A 20,997-nucleotide genomic window follows, 5' to 3' on the forward strand; every position below is an offset into this window, starting at 1 on the left:
ACAGCGGCGACCGGCGGGCCGCGGATCAGCGGTCGAACGCGGGGTCGTGCGCGAGCGCGACCTCGACCACGTCGCCCTCGCGCTGCACCCGCAGGGCCAGCGCTGCGGCGCCCTGCCGCATCTTGGCGCGGAAGTCCCGCGCATCGCGCACCGGCTCGCCGTCGACCTCGAGGATCACGTCGCCGCGCCGCAGCGCGCGCGGCCCGCCGGCGGTGACGTCGGACACGACGACGCCGCGGCCGGCCGGCAGGTCGAAGTAGCGGGCCAGCTCGACCGACAGACCCTGGACCGTGATGCCCCCCACCGTCGCCACGTCGTCCGCGGCGGAGTCGCGCATCTGCACCACCGCCTCGCGCGCGAAAAGCTGGCGCTCGACGAAGATCGGCCGCCCGAACCGCACCGCCAGGGCGATCGCGTCGCTGGGGCGGCTGTCCACGGTGACCTCGTCGCCATCGCGCGCGAGAACGATGTCGGCGAAGTAGGTCCCCTCCTGCACGTCGCGGATCAGCACCCGCCGCAGATCCACGCCGACCCGGTCGAACATGGTCTTCACCAGGTCGTGGGTGCGCGGGCGCGGCGGCGTGTCCCCGGCGAGCTCCATGGCGATCGATTGCGCCTCCGTCATGCCGATCCAGATCGGCAGCGCCGTCTTGCTGCCGGGATCTTCGAGGAGCACCACCGGCGAACGCGATGCCGGATCCATCGCGATGCGGCGCACGCGGACCTCGACCTGTCGATCGCCGTGACGCGCGCAGCCGCCGGCGAGAACGGCGAACAGGACCACGGTGGCGAAGGGCGCGAGGGACCTCACGCCCGCAGGGTCCTCCGGCAAGGGCCCCGAGTCAACGCGAACCTTCGTCAGATGCCGATCACGCCGGCCGCCAGCCGAGCGGCCAGCTCGCGCAGCGCCTCGCGCCGCGGCCCGGGCAGCACCTGCCGCTCCTTGCCGCGACCGGCTCGCCGTTCGACCGCTCCGAGCTCGGCGAAGCGGCTGATCGCGTTGGTCAGCGTCACCGACGAGTTCCCCTCCGGCTTGCGCACCTCGCCGAGCAGTAGCCCGGCGCGATACCGCCTGCGCATCCGGTCGATCAGCGATTTCTCGGTCATGCCCGCCGCCGGCAGCTCGAGCAGCGTCTGGGCGGCGATCCAGTACGCCTCGCGGAAGTTGTCGAGCAACGGGCGCACGGCGACGACGAAGGGATGCGCGGTCGCCAGAGACCCCTCTCCCTCGCCCACCACCACGTCCTGGCCGCGCAACTGCACGCGCACGTCCTCGATGGCGGCCGCCAGTTCCTGCCGCTCGGGCCGCGGGAACTCCCAGCGCAGGAGGTCGAGCCACCAGCCCACCTCGATCACCAAATCCTCCCCCGTCAGCCCGCGGGCGATGGCGTCGACGATGAGGGACGGCAGGAGGAAGAAGTGGATCGTGTTGTTCTTGTAGAAATCGAGCGCCAGCCGCTTCTCGGCCGGGACGTGCAACACCGACCGCGACTCGCCGGACAGGCGCTGAACCAGCCCACCGCCCTCGAGGAAGGCGAGGTTCTCGCGGAAGTCGCTCTCGGCGTTGCGCTCCAGCGAGGCGGTGAAGCGAACGCCGCTGGCGCGCAGGAAGTGCGTCAGCGCCAGGGCCCGGGTGACGAAGTCGTCGAGTCGGCAGGCCCGATGCGCCAAGCCGAGCAGCACGGTCGCCGACACCGAGGTGGCGCCGGCGACCGCGACGTCGTTGACGCCGCGCAGCAAACGGAACCCGAGCTTCTGCACGAAGCGGCGTTTGCGCTCGCTCACCGCCGGATCGTCGTCGCGGCGGAATTCCTCGCGGTTGGCGCCCAGCGCGGCGGCGAGCGAGATCGGTTCGGCGAAGGTGATGTCGACGGTACCGTGGCGCCGCCGCAGCACGCGCCGGGCCCGCACCAGCCCGGCGAGCGATTCCGGCTCCTTCTCCGCGCCCCCGAGCTCGCGCTGGTACTCCTCCTCCTCGACGATCCGGCCGTAGTGGATCGACACCGGCACGAAGTAGAGGTCGCGGCGGGCGCCGTCGAGGAACGCGTCGACCAGCGCCGACAACATGCCGAGCTTGGGGGTGAGGATCTTGCCAGTCCGGCTGCGCCCGCCCTCGATGAAGAACTCCTGCGTGTAGCCCTCGCGGATGAGGAACTTCAGGTAGGAACGGAACACCGCCTTGTAGAGGAGGTTGTCCTCGAAGCTGCGGCGGATGAAGAACGCGCCGGCGCCGCGGAACAGCGGGCCGAGCGGCCAGAAGGAGAGGTTGATGCCGGCGGCGATGTGCGGCGGGCTGAGGTAGTTCACGTGGAAGAGGTAGGAGATGATGAGATAGTCGAAATGGCTGCGGTGGCAGGGCACCAGCACGACCGGGTGCTGGCGCATGGTGTCGGTCACCCTGTCGAGGCCGGCGTACTCGACGCCCTGGAAGAGCCGCGGCCAGATGCGGTTGAAGACGAACTCGACGATCGAGAAGTAGCTGCCGTGGAAGTTGGCGGCCATCTCGTCGAAGTAGCGCTCGGCCCGCCGCCAGAGCTGCGACTGCGCCTCGCGGCCGTCGGCGGCCAGGCTCCGGATGGCGGCCCGCACCTCGTCGTCCTGCAGCGCGCGCTGGCGCGCCTGGCGCTTCGGCAACAGCAGCGGCCCGAAGACGACGCGCTCCTCGCGATAGAGGAAGATCTGCAAGGCCCGCGTCAGGCGACGGACGACGCGCTCCTCGCCCTCGCGCTGGTACTCGCGGGTGAACGAGCGCACCGGCACCTCGAGGCCGACGCTGAGGCTGGTATCGTTGAGGTTCCACAGCAGCGAGAGCAGCCGGCGGATCTCGCCCGGCATCTCCTGCAGGCTGTACACCAGGGTCGCCAGGCGCGATTCCTTGCGCCGCATGCCGCGGCCGCGCAGGACGGCGATCGGCACCAACGAGACCTCGTCGCCGGACGACGTCCACTGGTGGTGGACGATCTCCCGCAGGTAGTCCGGACCGGTGCGGGCGCGCAGCGCCCGTTGGCGACCGGGGCGGCCGCCGACCCCGACGGCGCGCCCGCGCAGGAACAGCAGCACCGGATATCCGGCGGCAACCAACCGCTGGCAGCGGCTGCGGTCGGCGAAGGCGCGCAGCTCGCGGCCGCCGAACAGGCGCGTCCGCTTGAGCCAGCGCCACATCGCGCCCGCCATCTCTGGCAGTGGGCGGGCCCAGAAGAGCGGCAGGTCGTTGACGAACGCCGGCACCGGCAACCCCTCGCGCTTGAGCACGAAGGTGACGAGCAGGAAGTCCACCCACGAGCGCTGGCGCATGACGTAGATCACGGAGCCCCGGGCGGCGAGCTCACGCACGTGCTCGACGGCGCTGGGAGCGATGCGGATCGACGCGAAGAGGCGCCGGCAGATCCAGGTGACGAGGAAGTTGAACCGGGTCGCGGGCTGGACGGGAGAAGTTGCCGGTGGCGGCGTCGGCTCGTCGTGACGGTAGGCGGGCTGGCTCATGAGACTCGGGCCCACATCATGCGCCGAGGCGGCCAGCGACTCAACTCAGATCAGCCGCCGCGTCGACCCGCGCGCGAGCGCCGCCACCACGGCGCGGACGTCCTGGGCGCGCGACCGCGGGCAGACGAGCACGGCGTCCGCCGTGTCGACGACGATCAGGTCGTCGCCGCCGAGCACGGCAACGACGCGGCTGCCCGCGTGCACCGTCGTGTTGCGGCAGTCGAGCAGGATCGCCGGGCCGCGATGCGCGTTGCCGGCCCGATCGGCGCCCCACAACGCCGCCATCGCCGCCCAGCTCCCGACGTCGCTCCAGTCGAAGGTGGCGTCGACCACCGCGATGCGGCGCGCTCGCTCCAGGACCGCCACGTCGACCGGCTCCGCGGGCAGCCGCCGGTAGGCGCGGCCCGCGGCGGCGCCGCGGGCCGCGACCGCATCCGCCGCCGCCGCGATGGCCGGCGCATGGCGGGCGAGGGCATCGCGAAAGACGTCGACGCGCCAGGCGAACATGCCCGAGTTCCACCGGTAATCGCCGCTGGCGAGGAACCGGCGGGCCGTCGGCAGGTCTGGCTTCTCGACGAACCGCACGGCGCGCGCGACGCGCGGACGGCGGCGATCCAGCGGCGCGCCGATGCGGACGTAGCCGTAGCCGGTCTCGGGCCCGGTCGGCGGAATGCCGAAGGTCACCAACCATCCGTCCTCGGCCACGTCGAAGGCGCGGCGCAGACAGTCGCGAAGCGCCGCGACGTCGGTGATCGCGTGATCGGCCGCGAGCACCGCCATCGACGCGGCCGGAGCGCGGCGCGCGATCTCGGCCGCCACCAGCGCCAGGCAGGCAGCGGTTCCGCGCGGTGCGGGCTCGACGATCAGATTCCGCGGCGCCAGCCATGGCAGTTGCTCGCGCACGATCGGCGCGTGCGCCGGCGGCGCCACCACCAGCAGGTGACTGCGCCGTACCACGCCATGGACGCGGCGCGCCGTCTCCTGCAGCATCGTGCCGCGGCCGGCGAGACGCAGGAACTGTTTCGGCCGGGCGGCGCGGCTGAGCGGCCAGAATCGCGTCCCGGCGCCCCCCGCCATGATGACCGCGAAGCGGGTCGGCGTCCTCGTGCCCATCCCTGGCGAGCTATCCGAGAAGGATGCGGCAGCGCAACCGCGCGGTCAGCGACCAGCGCGTACGCTGCGCGCCGCGTCGACGACGCGCGCGATGTCGCCGGCGTCGGCGTAGAAGTGCGGCGCGAGGCGGACACCCCCCATCCGCTGGCGGGCGATGACGCCGTGCTGGGTGAGGGCCGCGTGCAGCGCCGCCGGGTCGCCGAGCGCGATGGTCAGGATGCCGGAGCGCTCTCCGGGCCGACGCGGGCTCAACACCGTGGCGCCGAGCGCGGTGAGCTGGTCCGCCAGGGCGTCGGTGATGGCGAGCACGCGTTGCTCGATCGCCGACGGCCCGACCTCGAGCAGCAGGTCGAGGGCGGCGCCGAGGGCGCGGATGCCGAGGTGCATCTGGGTGCCCGGCTCGAGCTTCGCGGCGTCGCGCCGCAGCTCGAAGTGATACGGGAGGTAGGTGTCGCAGTCGACGACGCTCTTCCAGCCCAACAACACCGGCTCGAGGTCCGCGAGGGCGCGGCTGGCGACGAAGAGGAAGCCACACCCCTCCGGCGCGAGCAGCCACTTGTGCCCACCGACCGCCAGGAAGTCGACGCCGCAGGCGGGCGCGTCGATCGTCATGGCGCCGACCGCCTGGATGCCGTCGACCGCGAAGCGGATGTCGCGTTGACGGCAGAACGCGCCGAGCGCGGCGAGGTCGGTGCGGAACCCCGACTGCCAGTCGACGGCGCTGACCGCGACGACGCGCGTCCGCGCGTCCACCGCGGCCGCGATCTCGTCGACGCCGAAGCGGACGCGCGGCCGCGCCACCAGGCGCGTCTCGACGCCCAACCTCCGCAGCCCCCACCACGGGTAGACGTTGGAGGGATACTCGTCGGCGACGGCGACGACGTTGTCGCCCGGGCGCCAGCGCAGGCCGGCCGCGACCAGCGACAGTCCGGCGGCCGTGTTCTGGACGAACGCGATCTCCTCGGGGACGGCGCCGATCAGGCGCGCCGCCGCCGCTCGCGCCGCGTCGACCCGCGCCGTCCAACCGGCGTAGGTCGTGCTGATCGACCGCTCGGCCTCGTCGGCGAAGGCGCGGATCTCCGCTGCGACGCGCCGCGGCAGCGGCGCCAGCCCGGCGTGGTTCATGTGCACGCAGTCGGCGGTGGAGGGAAACTCGCGCCGCCAGCCCTGCCAGTCGATTGTCGTCACCGTCGCCCTTCCTCTATATGTGCGGGCCGTGCCCGCTCCCCCGGCTCCCGGCGCGCGGCAGATCCGCTGCGACGCCGACGGCACCCGGCTCGACCGCCTGGTCGCCGAACGCGGTGGTGGGATGACCCGCCGGCGTACGGCGGCGATCATCGCCGCGGGCGCGGTGCGGGTCAACGGGCGACGGGCGCGCAAGGGGCAGTTGTTGCGGCGAGGCGACGTGGTCGAGATCGACGCCGCGGCCCTGGCCACGGCGCCACTCGCAGCCCAGCCGGAGTTGGCGCTGCCGCTGCTCTACCAGGACGAGGCATTGATCGCCCTGGACAAACCGCCGGGCATGCCGGCAATGGCCCTGCGCTCCGACGATCGCGATACCGCGGCCAACTTCCTCGTCGCGATCGCCCCCGAAAGCGCCGTCGCTGGAGGCTCGCCGCTCGAAGCGGGACTCGTCCACCGGCTCGACACCGGCACCTCCGGCGTGCTCTTGGCCGCACGCACGGCGGTCGCCTGGCGCGACCTGCGCGGGCAGTTCCACCGCGGCCAGGTCGAGAAACACTACCTCGCATGGGTGGACGGTGACGTCGCCCGTGCCGCCACGCGGCGCGAACCCATCGCCCACGACCCGCGCCGGCCGCGCTCGATGCGCGTCTGCTTCGACCCGCAGCAGGCGCGCGCGCTCGCCGGGCGCCCCGCCCTCACCCACTTCCGGCCGCTGGCGCGGCGCGGCGACATGACCCTGCTGGCGGTGGAGATCACCACCGGCGTCCGCCACCAGATCCGCGTCCACCTGGCCGCGATCGGCCATCCCATCCGCGGCGACGCGTTGTACGGCGGCTCGCCTGCGCCGCGCCTGATGCTGCATGCCGCGACGCTCGTCGTGCGCCATCCCACGAGCGGCGGCCGGCTGCGGATCGAGAGCCCGCCCCCGACGAGCTTCGCGGCCCCGGCATGATGACCGGCGCCGGTCGCGTCAGGCGGCCTTGCCCTTGCCCTTGGTCTTGGCGCAGGCGCCGCAGAGGTTGTACGCGTTGTTCGGGTCTTCCACCAGGCCGTCGTCCATGTTGTGGCAGACCTTCTTGCACTCGGCGCAGATGAAGTAGACGCCCTCGATCGTCTTGTTGATCCGTTCGCGATTGAGGATGCGCCCCTTCAGCTTCTCGATGCGGATGCCGAGCAGCGTCTCATACTGCCGCTTGATCTTCCGCCGGCCGGCTTCGTCCTTGGGAAGGTCGCTGTCCTCCTGTCCCTCGCCGGCGTCGTTCGCTTCCAGCACGCTGTAGCTCTTCTTGCCCGAGCCCTTGCTCTTCTTGCTCGCTGTGCGCGCCATCGCACTCGCTCCCGTCGCTCGCTCGGCGGCTACTTCGTCCGCGCCATGTAGCCACAGCCCTTGTCGCACACCCAGAAGAATCCCTTCTGCGGACCGTAGCCGGTGAAATAGGTGACACGGCTGTCGGCTCCGCAGCTCGGGCAGGTGTGCTTCACCATCGCCGCTCCGGGCCCCTTCTGGGCGGTTTTCGCCTTCTTCTCGGCCATGATGCGCTTCCTCCTTGGGCGCTAACTCGAACCTCGGGTCGGCAGCAGCGGGTGGTCGCGGGATTGATCGCTGTCCACGATGCCGGGCGATTGCTCACACGGCGGGCCGGAGACTGCCCGACGCTCCAGCGATACCGAAAGCCATTTCCCCAGTCAACGAGGTAGGTCGCCGCGATCGCGCGGATGTGGTAGCCGCCGCAGTTGCCATGTCGCCAGCGCGCCGCCGCCGGCCGGACCGCGGCGCCACCGGTGCCGCCGTCGAGCCGCTCTCATACTGCGACTTCGTCGACCGGGCCCTGTTCGATCCCGCATGGGGCTACTACAGCACCGGCGGGGTGCGTTTCGGCGAGGGCGGGCATTACGACACCTACCCGTTGGCGCTGTCGCCGGTCTTCGGCCGCATGGTGGCCCACTACGCCTTTCGCGTCTGGCAGCGGCGCGGTCGCCCGCCGCGCTTCGAGCTCTGCGAGCTCGGGGCCGGCAACGGCCAGCTCTGCCTCGACACCCTGCTGGGGATCGACGGCGAAGCGCGCCGGCGTCCGACGTGGCGCGCCTTTGCCGCCGCGACGCGTTACCGCATCGTCGAGCGCAGCGTCGGCCTGGTGACGCGCCAGCGCCGGACTCTCGGCCCGCTGGCGGCGCGCGTGACCTGGCAACGCGCCGACCTCGCGCAGCGCGCGCCGGCCGCCTTCGGCCCCGTCGGCCTGATCGTGGCCAACGAGGTGCTGGACTGCCTGCCGCACCACAAGGTGGTCGGCACCAGCGGCGGTCCGGGCGTCGTGCACGTGCAGCCGATGCTCCACCGCCGGCCGCTCGGCCCCGCCGCCCTCGCCGCGGCGATGCGCGACCCCGCGGCGCGCCAGCGCGTGCGCTTCCGCGAGATCGTCCGGCCGCTGCGCCAGCTCCCGGCGCTGGCCCGCTGCATCGCGCGGTACTATCCCGAGTTGCGGGACCTGCCACCGGATGCCCCGCCGGTGTTCGTCGCGCCGCGCCTGGCGTCGCTGCTGGCCAATACCGCGCGCTGCTACACGCGTGCCGACGCGATCTGGATCGACTACGGCGAGCTGCGCCGCTTCCATCTGCGCGCCCCGGAATGGCGCAAGGCCTTTGCCGGGCCGCCACGCTCCGGTCGCAGCATCTATGACGCGCCCGGCGCCGATGACATCACCTTCATGGTGGACTTCACCCTGGCCGCGGACGCGGCGCGCGATGCCGGGTGGCAGGTCGTCGCCTATGGACCGCAGGCCGAGCTGGCGCGGCTGAGCGGTATCGCGGTGGACGACGGGCTGCTGGAGGAGATCGTCCGGCAGCGGGCCCTGGTCTGGATGCTGGCCCTGGCCGGTGTCGGCGCCGAGGCAACGTGGCGCAGCGGCGCGATCGGCCACGCGCGCGGGACGACCGCCGGAGCGGAGCCGGTGCGCCGCTACGTGGCGCGCTCGCTGCGCGAGTTCCGCCGCCGCCGCGGCGCCACGTTCAAGCTGCTACTGCTGCGACGTTAGCCGCCAGCGCCGCCAGCTCAGGGGGTGATGCGGACCACGAACGACGCCGGCGGTCCGGGCTGGCCGCTGCTGTCGCGCACGCGGACGCTGACGACCGTGTCGCCGACCGGAAAGCCGAACGGCTCGGCGATCAGGGCACAGAACTGAACGGTCGTGGCCTTGACGACGAAGCCGAACTCGCCATTGCCGAACACCGTGCAGGCTTCGCTCTCGCGCCGGCCGCCGGGCAGCCCGCTGCCGTTGACGAAGCGGCAGGAGAGATCGTTGATCGCGTTCGAGATGTTCTGCGTCAGGTCGAAGCTCGGCGATGCCGGGATGCCGCCGATCATCGGCAGCATGTCGTCACAGACGGCGAGGCTGCCGTTGCCGAGCGGGCGCGAGACGATGATCTCGAGATCCGGGCGCGTGGCGGGATCGGTGAGATCGCTGCGGAAGGCGTTGGTGCCCACCGGCCGGCGGCTCGGTCCCGGCTTGGCCTCGACCACGAGAGAGAACGAGAAGCCGAACGGTCGCACGTAGATCGGCCAGCCCTGGCTGGTGGTGCCAGACGCGGGCACGACCTCGTCGTTGGCGCGCACCAGGCCGACGTAGGTGATGTCGGCGCCGACCCGCCCAGTGGGCGTCGGCGTGCGCGTCTGCGTCGGCGTGCGGGTGATGGTCGGCGTCAGCGTGATGGTCGCGGTGCGCGTCGCCGTCCCGGTGCGGGTCGGCGTGCGCGTGACCGTCTCGGTGCGGGTCTGGGTGAACGTCGCGGTCTGAGTTCCCGTACGGGTGATGGTCCCGGTGCGGGTCGGCGTGCCGGTGACCGTCGGGATCGCGCTCGACGTTCGACTGGGCGTGGCCGTGAGGGTCCGCGTGCCGGTCGCCAGCGGCGTCGTGGTCGCCGTGCCCGTCCGGGTCAGCGTCGCGGTGGGCGGACGCGTCCCGGTGATGGTCTGCGTCGGCGTGCCGGTGCGGGTGGCGGTCGGCTGCGGCGTGCCACTGGCGGTGCGCGTCGGCGTCACGGTGGCAGTGGCCGCCACGGTTCCGGTGCTGGTTCGGCTCGGCGTCCGCGTCGGCGTGCCGGTGGCGGTGCGCGTCCCGCTCGCCGTCGCCGTGGCGGTCGGGGTGCGGGTCACGCTCGCGGTGGCGGTGAGGCTCGGGCTGCGTGAGCCCACCGGGGTGCGCGTGGGGGTGCGGGTCGAAGTGGGCGACCCGGTGGAGGTCGGCGTCTCGGTCGGCTCGGGGCGGGTATTGGTCGCCGTGGCGATCGGGGTGCGGGTGGCCGTTCGGGTGACCGTCGCGCTGCGTGTCGCGGTGCTGGTGCCGGTCGCCGGCACGGTACCGGTCACCGTGACGGTGCGGGTCGGGGTGATCGACGGCGTGCGGGTGACCGTCCGGGTGGGCGTCTGGGTTCCCGTGGCGGTCTCGGTCGGGAACGGCGTACGGGTCGGAGTGAAGGGGCTGGTGCGCGTGCGCGTCGGCGTCACAGTCAGCGTGAACGTCGCGGTGCGCGTCTCGGTGGCGGTCGGCGGGGCGGTGTCGGTGGCGGTCGGGCTCGGCCCGGGCGTGATGGTTCGAGTACGCGTGCCGGTCGCGCTCGGCGTTCCGCTGGCGGTCGGGCTTGCCGTGCGCGTCGCCGTCGCGCTGCGCGTGGGCGTCGCGGAATTGGGGGGCGTGCGGGTCGGGGTGGCCGAGCGACTGGCAGTAGCGGTAACGGTCGCGGTCGCCGGTTGGGATGCGGTTGCGGTGGGAATCGGCGTACCGGTGGCCGGGACGGCCGTCTCCGTCGCGGAGCGGGTAGGCAGCGGCGTGCCAGTAGCGGTCGGACGGGGCGTCACGGTCACCAGCGGCTCGCTGCCGACGCGCAGGAGGATCTGCATCGGGGCGCTGGGCGTGCCCGCGGTGTCGAGCACGCGGGCGGTGATGATGGTCGCACCGTTCGGGAAAGCCTCGACGGCGGACACCGGCAGGCAGAATTGGGCACGGGTGCGCGGATCGACGAAGCGCTGCACGCCGAAGCTGTCGAAGGTGCAGGCGCGAAACGGGTTGGCGGCGAATTCGAAGCGGCAGCCGATGTCGTTGAAGGCTTCGTTCAGTCCCGGGCGGGGCGCATAGCTCGGCGGAGCCAGACCGGGAACGCCGCCCTCGCCGCAGACGGCGGCGTTGCCATCGCCGAGATTGCGCGTCACCTGCACCTGCAGATCGGGCGGGTCGCCGGGGCGCGTCCGCACCAGTTGTTGCCCGATTGGCACGTTGCCGGGTCCGGGCATCGCCTCTATGACGAGGCGAAAGCCGAGGCCGCTGATCGACTGAAAGGTCGGCACCGGTAGATCCCCCGCCGGGGAGGTGACCGTGCCGTCCGCGGCGGCAATGCCCACGTAGGTGATGACCGGGCCGCTGCCGGCCGGTTGGCCGCCGCGCAGCAGCCGACCGAGGGCGGGAAAATCGGCCGCCGTGACCATGCCGTCGCCGTTGGCGTCGACGCCGCTGCAACTGACCACCGTGCCGCCGTCGACGTCGTCCACCGAGGGGCCGTCGCCGTCGGTGAGCTCGCGGCTCAACTGCGCGAGGTCGCCGTCGGTCACCAAGCCGTCGCAGTCGGCGTCACCGGGGAGCGAGGACACCGTCGCCGCCGCGTCTCCGACGCCCAGCGCCAGGCACGCGGCCGCGGCGATCACAATCAAGACGCGATTGCTCGCCCCGCGCACCATCCGCCAGCTCACGACTTTGTCAGTGTATGCCCGCCCGTCCCTTCAGCGTCAACTGCGCGACACTGGCCGCGCGTCCGAAAAGCGTTGGAATTTCGGTCGACTGTGCCAGCATGCGCGAGCGCGCCGACCTCCGCCGAAGCAATCGGCGTGCGCCCTGCGGGGTAAAGTGACGGTCAACTGACACTTCGACGCTTTCTCGACACCGCGGTCGCATAGCATGGCGTCATATGGTTCGACGATTTGTCGTCGATCCAGGTGGCATGTGCCGTGCTGGACTCACGCGCAACCCCAGGCGCAACACCAGGAGGAAAGCCAATGATGACCAGCGACAGGATCAACCAGCAGGGTTCGATGATCTCCCAACTGCGCCAGCGCCTCAGCATGACGCAGGAGGAGTTCGCGCACGCCATCGGCGTCACCGTGTCCACGGTGAACCGGTGGGAGAACGGTCACATCGAGCCGAGCCGGTTGGCACGCAAGGCGATGCAGGGTCTGGCCACCCAGGCGGCGATCCCCATCGATCTCGAGGCCACCACGGCGCCGCTCATCGGGCACGTCAGCAAGTCGTTCTGACGGATCCGCGATCCGCGTGGGAGCGACCGGCGGACGCCCACTGGGCCCGTCCGCCGGTCGCCCACTGGATCACCCGCCGCGGCGAACGCGGCGGCAGCCCGGGCGCCGTCAGGGGGGGCCCAGGTGTCGGCCCGATGCACCCGACGGAGCGCCGCAAAGGGCTTCCATTGAGCTCATCGGGCGCGGGTGGGAACAGCGCAGAGCGGCCGAGCAAGCGCGATGGAACGCTCGCTCGGCCGGTGGCCCTGCGGACGCTGACACGACGCGGGTGCCGGCGCTTCAGTCCTTCTTGCGGTCGAACAGGTAGATCACCCAATCCCCGCCGGCGTTGTTGCCGGTGAGATTGGCGTTGGACTCCCAGACGACGAAGCGCCGCTTCTTGATGCGCGGCGCCTGGTTGGTGCCGAAGCGCGATCGCGACAGGAGGAGCAGCTCGCCCTTGCTGCGATCGAACTGGAAGATGCGGCGGTTGCTGGCGCCGCTCAACGTCAGATCGGCGGTGGATTCGAAGACCAGGAATCGCTTGCTGAGATTGATCACCGGGTTGGTGCTCTCGCCGCTCGGGGCGTGCGTGATCTGCTCGAAGGCGCCCGTACGCCGCGTCCAGGTGAAGACTTCGCGGCTGCCGTCGGTGTTCTGCCCGGTGACCAGATCGGCGGTCGAGGAGAAGGCGATCAGCGCGCTGTTGGCGTCGAGGCTACCGGCCCGGTTGTCGGCTGGCGCCGCGGTATTGGTGAGCTGACGAATCTCCACCGCGCCGCCGCCGCGCAGCCGCGCCAGAAACAGCTCGCGGTTGCCGTCGGCGTTGCTGGCCGCCGGCGCCCTGGGATCGTTCTGCAGGTCGCCCGTCGAGTCGAAGATCAAGCGGCGCCCATCGATGGTCGCCGGGCGGTGGTTCTCCACCGGCGGCAGCGTGTCCGTGACCTGGATCCACTGGTTGCTGCGCGGCTTGTAGATGAAGATCTCGGTGTTGCCGTCCGCGTTCCCGCCGGTCGGATTCGCATTTGACTCGAGCACCACCACCTTGCCGCTCATCGCCGGCACCGGGCGCTCGAAGCCCTCGGGTGGCGCACCGTCGGAGTACGACGACAACGCCGGCGCGGCCTTCTCGAAGCTCTTGCGGCTCCAGGCGTCGACCTCGCGCGAGCCGTCCACGTTGCCGCCAGCGGCATCGCTGTCGCTGTCGAACACCACCGTCTTGGCGAGGCCGGTGAGACGGGGGCCACGGCTGCTCGTGCCGGCGCCACCGTTGGTGAGCTGGGTGACGATCACGCACTCGCCGTTCAGGATGATCGGATCGGCGCTCGGGTCGCCCGGACACTGCTTGCGCCCGTTGCAACGCGTGCAGGCGCCGAGATTGGCGAAGTCACACGACAGCAGCCCCCCGAGGCAGATGCCGGTCAACGACTTCTTCGGCCGCCGATTGAGAAGGAAGATCTCCTGGCTGGCGTCGCCATTGCTGTAGGCGCTGCGCCGATCGACGTTCATGTTCGCGCTCGACTCGAACACGATGTAGCGGCCGAAGGTGTCCAGATCCGGATTGCGCCCCGGCACCAACTGCCGCACCTCGGCGGTCTCGGTGCTGCACACGCCCTGGATGCTCGGGAAGCCCTGTGGGAACGGCTTGCAGAGAAACTCGAGGAACGTGGTGCTGGCGCCACCGACGCGATTGACGATGCGATCGCCGATGCCGGTGTAGAGGCCGCTCGGACCGGTCTGCGAGCGCCACCAGTTGAGGGACGCGTCGAGGGTCCCGGCGCCGGACTCGTTGCCCAGGCCGACCTCGTTGTGGGTGATGTTGTTGTCGTGGATCGCCGTCACCTCGGCGCCGGGACGAATGGTGATGCCATCGCCGCTGTTGTTGGCGATCGCGTTCTCGATCACCTGACTGCCGGCGCTCATCGCCGCGAGCACCAATCCCGAGGTGTTCGAGTTGGCGATGGTGTTGGCGGCGATCGTGGCGCCGATGCCCGACAGGGACACCGCCGAGCCGCTGGCGCCGCCGCCGCTGATCTGATTGGCAATGATGCTGACCAGGATCGCCGGCGTCCCCTCCTGTTGCAGGATCTCGATGTGCGACGCGTTGCCGGCCATGGTGTTGCCTTCGATCTGGACGCAGTCGACGCGGCGCTGCCAGCCGATGCCGATGGCACTGTTGCTGATGGTATTGTTGCTCAACGTCAGGTTCGTGCCGCGCCCTGGGCTGGCGCACGACGGTTGGCCGAGCGGGCAGATGGCGTTCGCGGAAATCGCGGAGCCACCGCTCGCCTGGATCGTCAGGCCGTCGATCACCACGCCGCTGCGCCGGATGTCGAAGGCGGTGCCGGTCGTCTGCACGATCACGCCGGGCGCGAAGGCGCGGATCTTGACCTGCTTGGTGACCTGCACCGGCTGCGTGTAGGTGCCCGGACAGATGGTGATGATGTCGCCGTCCGCGGCGTTGTCGATCGCCGTCTGGATGTCGGGGTCGCTCGGCGCTCCGCAGCCGCCGACGAAGCGCTCGACGCCCGGATAGACCAGGCTGCAGGCGGTCGAGACGGTGCAGTCGGGCTCGCATCCGTCACCCGCGATGCCATTGCCGTCGTCGCAGCTCTCGCCAGGATCGAGATTGCCGTCGCCGCAGTAGGGCACCGGCGTGTTGGTACGGGTCGGCGTATTGGTCACCGTCGGCGTGTCGGTGATGGTCGCGGTGGGCGGATTGGTCCCGGTCGCGGTCTCGGTGGCGGTCGGCGTCGAGGAGGGCGTCGGCGTCGACGTCAGCGTGTAGATCGGCGTGCACACGGCGCCGGTGCAACCGAGGCCCGGATCGCACGTCTGGCAGGCGTCGCAGACGACGGGGGCGCTGACGCAGCCGCCGGCGTTGGCGTTGGGATTGCCGGGCTGGCAGGTGTCGGTGGTGCACAGACTGTTGTCGGCGCAGTCGGCGTCGCTCTGGCACTGGTTGACGGTGATGTTGACCGAACACGAGGCTTGCAGATTGGAGCTGTCCGTGGCGGTCATCGTGACGACGTGCGTCGTTCCGGCGTCGCCACCGATGGTGTTCCAGGTGAAGACACTGCTGACCGGGTTGGCGGTGGTTGGCAGCGACGGGGTGAAGGTCGCCCCGCTGGGCATGCCGACGGCGTTGAGCGTCACCGTCTGGCCGAAGTCGACGTCGGACGCCTGAGCGGTGAACGAAACCACGGCCCCCGGATTGACGGTGATGGTGCTGCCACAGGCCGGCGTCGGCGGGTGATCGAAGACCGGCGGCGTGCCGCTCTGGCTGACGAGTTGGATGAGGAAATCGACCGCGATCTTGCTCTTGACGTTGTTGCTGCCGTCGCGATCTTCGATCGTGACCTGGGTGGAATAATAGGTGGTGCCGCTGCCGACCGTGGCACCGGCGGTGTTCCAGGTGTAGAGGCCGCTGCTGCTGATCGTCGCCGCATTGGGCGCGCTCGTCGGCCCCGGCTGGCGGAACCCGCTCGACGACCCGCTCGCCTCGGTCGCGGTAGAGAACCGATACGTGATCGGATCGCCGTCCGGATCGGTGCCCGGAACCTGAAAAGTGCAGAGACCGTTGACCGGACACAGCACGACCGGTGGCATGGTGCTGACCGGCGGTCGGTTGCTGCCGCCGAGCGTGACGCGCGTCTCGATGCGATAGCTGCCGTCGGGGTTGTTGATGTGCTGGTTGCCGCCCGGCGTATTGGAGATGCGGCAGCAGTCCTGGATGAAGGCCGTCTTGGGCGACGAGTTGGTGTAGGTCTTGGAGATCGTGGTGTCGATCGTCGGCAGGCTGCTGGGATCGAGCGCCGTGCCGTAGAGCCAGTCGTTGACCGGGTCGACCGAGGTGACGACGTAGAGCAGGGCGTTGAGCGGCGAGGAGATCACCGAGCCCTGGCCGGGATCGAACTGCGTGCCGCCGAGCGATTCGACGATGACGTCGCCGACGGCGGCGTAGCCGTCGACACCGCTGCACGCAATCGATGGCAGCGACGGGCTGGCGACGTTGCGGCAGCGACCACTGGCGGTGCTGTAGGCGCTGCGCCGCCAGGCGCCGGTGATGGTGAACTCGACGGTGTTGCCGGCGATCGGCGCCCAGGTGATGAGCGCGGCGCGCTCATGGGTCGCCGAGGCAGGCGCGGGGAGCAGTGCCGCCACGGCCAGTAGCACCCACGTTGCCGCCCAGGCCCCCCGCGCGCCGCGGCGCGCGAGATTGTCGGACGTGCGTCGTTGTCTCATTCCGGTTCCCCCACACGAACTGCGACCGGCCACCGCTTCATCCCCCCGGCATCCGCGGCGCACTAGACGCGTTATCTATGCACGTGCCCTGTCACTGGGACACGAACGATCGCCGCGACGCGCATTCGATCGTCCATGCCAACGGCTGTATCGTTTTGCCGGTCACCCTACTGATCGGTCAGCCGCAATGTCAAGATATATTCAGACGTTGCGACTTCGCACATCGTACGTCCGCAAGTCCCTGCCGGAACGGAGGAAACGGCGCCGACACGGCTGGATGCGCGACGGGAGAAGGGAATGGAACCGGGCGTCGACGGAAGGCTGGCGCTGCCCGATCGAGCCGGGCGGCGCGCGCGGCTCAGATGCCGGAGCCTTTTTCCTCGTAGCCGACGTGGATGCCGCATTCGCGCTGGTCGGCGTTCTCCCACCACCAGCGCCCGGCGCGCTCGTCCTCGCCCGGTTGGATGGACCGGGTGCAGGGCACGCAGCCGACGCTGGGGTAGCCCTGATCGTGCAGGCGGTTCACCGGCACGTGGTTGCGATCGACGTAGGCCATCACGTCCTCGCGCGTCCAGCGCACCAGCGGGTTCAACTTGATCCGCCCCCCGTGCACCTCGTCGACCTCGACCGCGCGGACGTCGCCGCGGGTGACCGACTGGTCCGGGCGCAGGCCGGCAATCCAGGCGTCGAGCTCGGCCAGGGCGCGTTCGAGCGGCTCGACCTTGCGCACGCCACAGCACTTCTTCCGCAGGTCGACCGAATCATAGAACAGGTTCAGCCCGTGCTCCCGCACCATGGCCTGCACGGCTTCGGGGCGCGGAAAGTAGACCTCGACCTCGACCTCGTAGCGCGTGCGCACGCGGTCCATGAGGTCGTACGTCTCCTGGTGGAGGCGGCCGGTATCGATCGTGAAGACGCGGGTCCGCGCCGGGTCGATGGCGTGCATCATGTCGAGGATCACCATGCCCTCGGGCGAGCCGAAGCTGGCGGACAGCGCGAGACGGGGCGCGAAGGTGTCCATCCCCCAGCGCAGGATCTCCTCCGCGGGCTTGTCGTCGAAGGCGCGCGACAGGACGGTGTCGATCACCGACCGCGGGATGGCGACGCTCATGAGGCAAAATGTCTAGCGCAAGCGCTGCGCCGGTTCCATGGGCCCTCGGGTCAGGGCGCCAGGGCGATGGTGAGCTTGTCGCGCAGCCCGCCGAACGACCCGTTGGACATGAGGACGACGACGTCGCCGGCCGCCGCACCGGCGGCGATCGCCGCGGCGATGGCCCCGGCGTCGCCGATCGCGTCGGCGGCGACGCCGGCCCGGCGCAGGTCGGAGACCAGTTGCTCGGGGGAGAAGAGCTGATCGGCGTTCACCGCGTCGCTCTGCTTCTGGAACACGCCGCCGACGATCACCCGATCGGCCGCCGACAGGGCCGCGACGTATTCGCGCTGGAACACCCGCCGGCGGCTGGTGTTCGAGCGCGGCTCGAACACGCCCCACAGGCGGCGGCCCGGATAGCGGGCGCGCAGCGCCGCCAGGGTGCCGGCGACCGCGGTGGGATGATGGGCGAAATCGTCGACCACGGTGACGCCGCGATAATCGCCCACCACCTCTTGGCGTCGCGCGACGCCGCGAAAGCGCGCCAGCCCGTCGGCGATGCGGTCGTGGGACAGCCCGAGCTCGCGCGCCAACGCGTACACCCCGAGCGCGTTGCGGGCGTTGATCGCGCCCGGGACCCGCAGCGTCAGCGCGCCTTCGCGCCGGTCGGCGAAGAGCACGTCGAAGCGCAGGGCGCCGCCCTCGTCGCGCAGACCCGCGATGCGCCACGCGGCGCCGGGCTCCTCGCCGACGGTGATGACCCGCGCCGCGCCGCCGCGCGCGATCTCGACGGCGTGCGGAAAGGCGGTGGCGACGACCAGCGGAGCGCCGGCGGGCAGCAGGGCGACGAAGGCGCGGAAGGCGGCCTGCACCGCCGCGAGGTCGCGATAGATGTCGGCGTGGTCGAACTCGACCGCGGTGAGAATCGCGGCGCTCGGCCGGTAGTGGAGGAACTTCGGTCCCTTGTCGAAGAAGGCGCTGTCGTATTCATCGCCTTCGATGACGAAGCACGGGCCCCGGCCGAGCTTGAAGTTGCCGCCGAAATCGAGGCTCTCGCCGCCGACCAGCAGACTCGGGTCGAGCCCGGCGCACTCCAGCACCCAGCCCAGCATCGCGGTCGAGGTCGTCTTGCCGTGCGTGCCCGCGACCACCAGCGACTGTTTGTCGGCGAGGAAGAGCGCCCCCAGCGTCTCCGGCAGCGAGAGATAGGGAAGGCCCGCGGCGAGCACCGCCTGCACCTCGGCGTTGTCGCGCGACACCTTGTTGCCGATCACCACCAGGTCGGGAGGCGGCTGCAGGTTCTCCGGCCGGTAGCCCTCGAGCACCGGGATGCCGAGGCGCTCGAGCAGGGTGCTCATCGGCGGATAGATCGCCTCGTCGGATCCGGTCACCCGCATCCCGCGCGCCCGCAGCATGCCGGCGAGCGCCGCCATGGCGACGCCGGCGATGGCGATCAGGTGCACGTGGCGCACGGCGGCCAGATCCGCCGCCGGTCGAGCGTCACCCATCCTCACCCCTCCCCGTCCAGCGCCTCGTTCACCAGGTCGTGTATGACGGGGCGGAACTGCTTGATCGCATCGTTGTCGCGCGTCGGATGCACCCGGTTGGTGAGCAGCACCACGTGGCGGTCGCGCGCCAGGTCCATCCAGATCGACGTGCCGGTGAACCCGAGATGCCCGATGGTGTCGGACGAGAAGCGGCTGCCGGACTGCGATCCGGTGGGCGACGGCGTGTCCCAGCCGAGCGCCCAGGTCGATCCCGGCGTCCGGTCGCGGGTCCAGAACTCGCGCACCAGCGCCGCCGGCAGCACCTCGTCCTGGCCCGCCCAGGCGGCACGCAGGTGACAGAGCAGCGTGTCGATGTCGCGCGCCGACGCGAACAGGCCGGCGTGTCCGGCGACACCGCCCATCGCCCAGGCGTTGTCGTCGTGGACCTCGCCGCACAGCACCCGCTTGCGCCACGGGCAGCGCTCGGTGGCGGCGATCATCTCGGTCACCGGCACGATGCGGCGCGATCGCACCATGCCGAGATCGATGAACGAGGTGGCGCGCAGCCCCAGCGGCCGCACGACGCGGTCGTTGTAGAAGCGATCGAGCGTCGTCCCCGACGCCATCTCGACCAGCGCCCCGAGGAGCATGAAGCCGAGATCGCTGTAGACCGCCTTCGCGCCGGCCGGCGACTCGGGACGTTCGCGGCCGATCGCCTGGTAGACGTACTCCTTGGCCGCCGTGCTGCCGAGAAAGTTGACCTTCTCGCCCCGCTTCTCGATCTGCTGCAGGTCCTTGTAGAAGGGCCGCCACGCCGCCAGGCCGGACGCGTGCGAGAGCAGGTGGCGGATGGTGACGTGGGTCTTGCCGTAGACGCCGAAGTTGTGGAGGAAGCGCGTCACCCGATCGTCGAGGCGCAGCTTGCCGTCGCGCATCAGCAGCATGATCGCCGTGGTGGTGGCGAGCGGTTTGGTCAGCGAGGAGAGGTCGAAGATGGTGTCCTCGGCCATCGGCGCGCGGGTCGGCTCGATCTGCCGCGAGCCGAAGGCGCGCAGATAGAAGACGTGCGTGCCGGCGCGCACCAGCAGCACGGCGCCGGGGAAGACGCCGCGGTGCACCGCCTGCGCCATCTCCTGCTCGACGCGCTCGAAGCCCATCTCATTCCGCCAGTGGCGATTCGAGCAGGTGCAGCCGCTCGCCGGCGAGGCGGGCGCGCGCGCCGAGCGGCAGCGTGGCGGTGCCCCCACCGTGCCCGGTCGGCAGTCCGAACACCACCGGGTAGCGGGCGTCGGCGAACGCCTCGCGGATGACGTCGCGCACCGTGACCGCGTCGCCGGCATGGCCGCAGCCGGTCATGTCGCCGAACAGCACCCCGGCGAGCCCGTCCAGCTTGCCGGCCTGGCGCAACTGCGTGAGCATGCGGTCGACGCGGAACGGCTTCTCGTTCACGTCCTCGAGGAAGAGCAGCCGGCCCTTGGTCTCGATCGCGTACGGCGTGCCGAGCGCCGCGACCAGGATCGAGAGGCAGCCGCCGACCAGGACGCCCTCGCCGGTGCCGGGCTGGACGATCTCGCGCGCCCGCAGATTCCAGGTGGTGCGGTCGCCGCTCAGCAGACGCAGCAGGGCGTCGGCCCCGCTTGGGTTGGCCGCCAGGTCGGCGACCATCGGGCCGTGGAACACCACCATGTTGGCGCGTTGCACCAGCTCCGTCAGCAGGAAGGTGACGTCGCTGTAGCCGACCACGATCTTCGCCTGCCGGCGGATGGTCTCCAGGTCGAGCCGCGGCAGCAGCCGGCCGCTGCCGTAGCCGCCGCGCGCCGCGATGATGGCGCGGACGCTGCGGTCGGCGAACAGCGCCTGCAGCTCAGCCGCCCGCTCGGCATCGGTGCCGGCGAGGTAGCCCGCCTGGCGGCCGACCGTCGCCCCGATGCGCACCGCGAACCCCGCCCGCTCGAGCAGGCGCGCCCCGGCCTCCACCGCCGCGCCGTCGACCGCCGCCGCCGGCGCGGTGACCGCGATCAGATCACCCGGCCGCAACGGCGCCGGCTTGCGCATGCCACACCTCCCACACGGGACCCGATTGCCGCATCTCTGCCCGGCCCCTACAGTCGTCGCAA

Annotated in this window: 15 protein-coding genes; 3 read left to right on the plus strand and 12 right to left on the minus strand. The window is 71.1% G+C overall.

Going from position 1 to position 20,997, the window contains the following annotated elements:
* Positions 1 to 25: 25 nt before the first annotated feature.
* Genes KF840_10840 through KF840_10855 form a run of 4 tightly spaced genes read right to left on the minus strand, consistent with a single transcriptional unit; the run spans position 26 to position 5,784 of the window.
* Positions 26 to 811, minus strand: coding sequence for a bifunctional nuclease family protein (locus KF840_10840; protein ID MBX3025387.1), 786 nt, complete (start codon positions 809 to 811; stop codon positions 26 to 28).
* A 47-nt stretch (positions 812 to 858) separates the two neighbouring features.
* On the minus strand, positions 859 to 3,483 hold the full coding sequence (locus tag KF840_10845; GenBank protein MBX3025388.1) for a 1-acyl-sn-glycerol-3-phosphate acyltransferase: 2,625 nt from the start codon (positions 3,481 to 3,483) through the stop codon (positions 859 to 861).
* A 45-nt stretch (positions 3,484 to 3,528) separates the two neighbouring features.
* The gene (locus KF840_10850; GenBank protein MBX3025389.1) at positions 3,529 to 4,596 is read right to left on the minus strand and encodes a mannose-1-phosphate guanylyltransferase; all 1,068 of its coding nucleotides are present in this window, start codon (positions 4,594 to 4,596) and stop codon (positions 3,529 to 3,531) included.
* 45 nt (positions 4,597 to 4,641) lie between these two features.
* A complete protein-coding gene (locus KF840_10855; GenBank protein ID MBX3025390.1) occupies positions 4,642 to 5,784 on the minus strand; it encodes an aminotransferase class V-fold PLP-dependent enzyme in 1,143 nt (380 codons plus the stop codon).
* A 28-nt stretch (positions 5,785 to 5,812) separates the two neighbouring features.
* Between KF840_10855 and KF840_10860 the strand changes: the two genes are divergently transcribed.
* Entirely contained in the window at positions 5,813 to 6,733 is a 921-nt protein-coding gene (locus KF840_10860; protein ID MBX3025391.1) for an RluA family pseudouridine synthase, read from the plus strand.
* Between the two features lie 18 nt (positions 6,734 to 6,751).
* Here KF840_10860 and KF840_10865 read toward each other — a convergent pair whose 3' ends face one another.
* Positions 6,752 to 7,108, minus strand: a complete 357-nt coding sequence (locus KF840_10865) for a hypothetical protein (protein ID MBX3025392.1) — start codon at positions 7,106 to 7,108, stop codon at positions 6,752 to 6,754.
* Between the two features lie 29 nt (positions 7,109 to 7,137).
* Positions 7,138 to 7,314: a hypothetical protein gene (locus KF840_10870; GenBank protein MBX3025393.1), complete on the minus strand. Its 177-nt coding sequence runs from the start codon at positions 7,312 to 7,314 to the stop codon at positions 7,138 to 7,140.
* 206 nt (positions 7,315 to 7,520) lie between these two features.
* On the opposite strand from KF840_10870, the gene KF840_10875 reads away from it, so the two are divergent.
* A complete protein-coding gene (locus KF840_10875; protein ID MBX3025394.1) occupies positions 7,521 to 8,813 on the plus strand; it encodes an SAM-dependent methyltransferase in 1,293 nt (430 codons plus the stop codon).
* Between the two features lie 17 nt (positions 8,814 to 8,830).
* Here KF840_10875 and KF840_10880 read toward each other — a convergent pair whose 3' ends face one another.
* On the minus strand, positions 8,831 to 11,473 hold the full coding sequence (locus KF840_10880) for a hypothetical protein (protein ID MBX3025395.1): 2,643 nt from the start codon (positions 11,471 to 11,473) through the stop codon (positions 8,831 to 8,833).
* A 348-nt stretch (positions 11,474 to 11,821) separates the two neighbouring features.
* On the opposite strand from KF840_10880, the gene KF840_10885 reads away from it, so the two are divergent.
* The gene (locus KF840_10885) at positions 11,822 to 12,079 is read left to right on the plus strand and encodes a helix-turn-helix transcriptional regulator (GenBank protein ID MBX3025396.1); all 258 of its coding nucleotides are present in this window, start codon (positions 11,822 to 11,824) and stop codon (positions 12,077 to 12,079) included.
* A gap of 279 nt (positions 12,080 to 12,358) precedes the next feature.
* On the opposite strand, the gene KF840_10890 is transcribed toward KF840_10885, so the two are convergent.
* From KF840_10890 to KF840_10910, 5 genes are all read right to left on the minus strand, one after another.
* Positions 12,359 to 16,222, minus strand: coding sequence for a right-handed parallel beta-helix repeat-containing protein (locus tag KF840_10890; GenBank protein ID MBX3025397.1), 3,864 nt, complete (start codon positions 16,220 to 16,222; stop codon positions 12,359 to 12,361).
* 439 nt (positions 16,223 to 16,661) lie between these two features.
* The gene (locus KF840_10895) at positions 16,662 to 17,414 is read right to left on the minus strand and encodes a phosphoadenylyl-sulfate reductase (protein MBX3025398.1); all 753 of its coding nucleotides are present in this window, start codon (positions 17,412 to 17,414) and stop codon (positions 16,662 to 16,664) included.
* Between the two features lie 50 nt (positions 17,415 to 17,464).
* Complete coding sequence (locus tag KF840_10900) at positions 17,465 to 18,901, minus strand: hypothetical protein (GenBank protein MBX3025399.1); 1,437 nt, start codon at positions 18,899 to 18,901, stop codon at positions 17,465 to 17,467.
* A gap of 2 nt (positions 18,902 to 18,903) precedes the next feature.
* Positions 18,904 to 20,037, minus strand: a complete 1,134-nt coding sequence (locus KF840_10905; protein MBX3025400.1) for a serine hydrolase — start codon at positions 20,035 to 20,037, stop codon at positions 18,904 to 18,906.
* A gap of 1 nt (position 20,038) precedes the next feature.
* Positions 20,039 to 20,935: an LD-carboxypeptidase gene (locus KF840_10910; GenBank protein MBX3025401.1), complete on the minus strand. Its 897-nt coding sequence runs from the start codon at positions 20,933 to 20,935 to the stop codon at positions 20,039 to 20,041.
* Positions 20,936 to 20,997: the final 62 nt, after the last annotated feature.

This window comes from bacterium (genome assembly GCA_019637795.1).
Classification (GTDB): domain Bacteria; phylum Desulfobacterota; class Binatia; order HRBIN30; family CADEER01; genus JAHBUY01.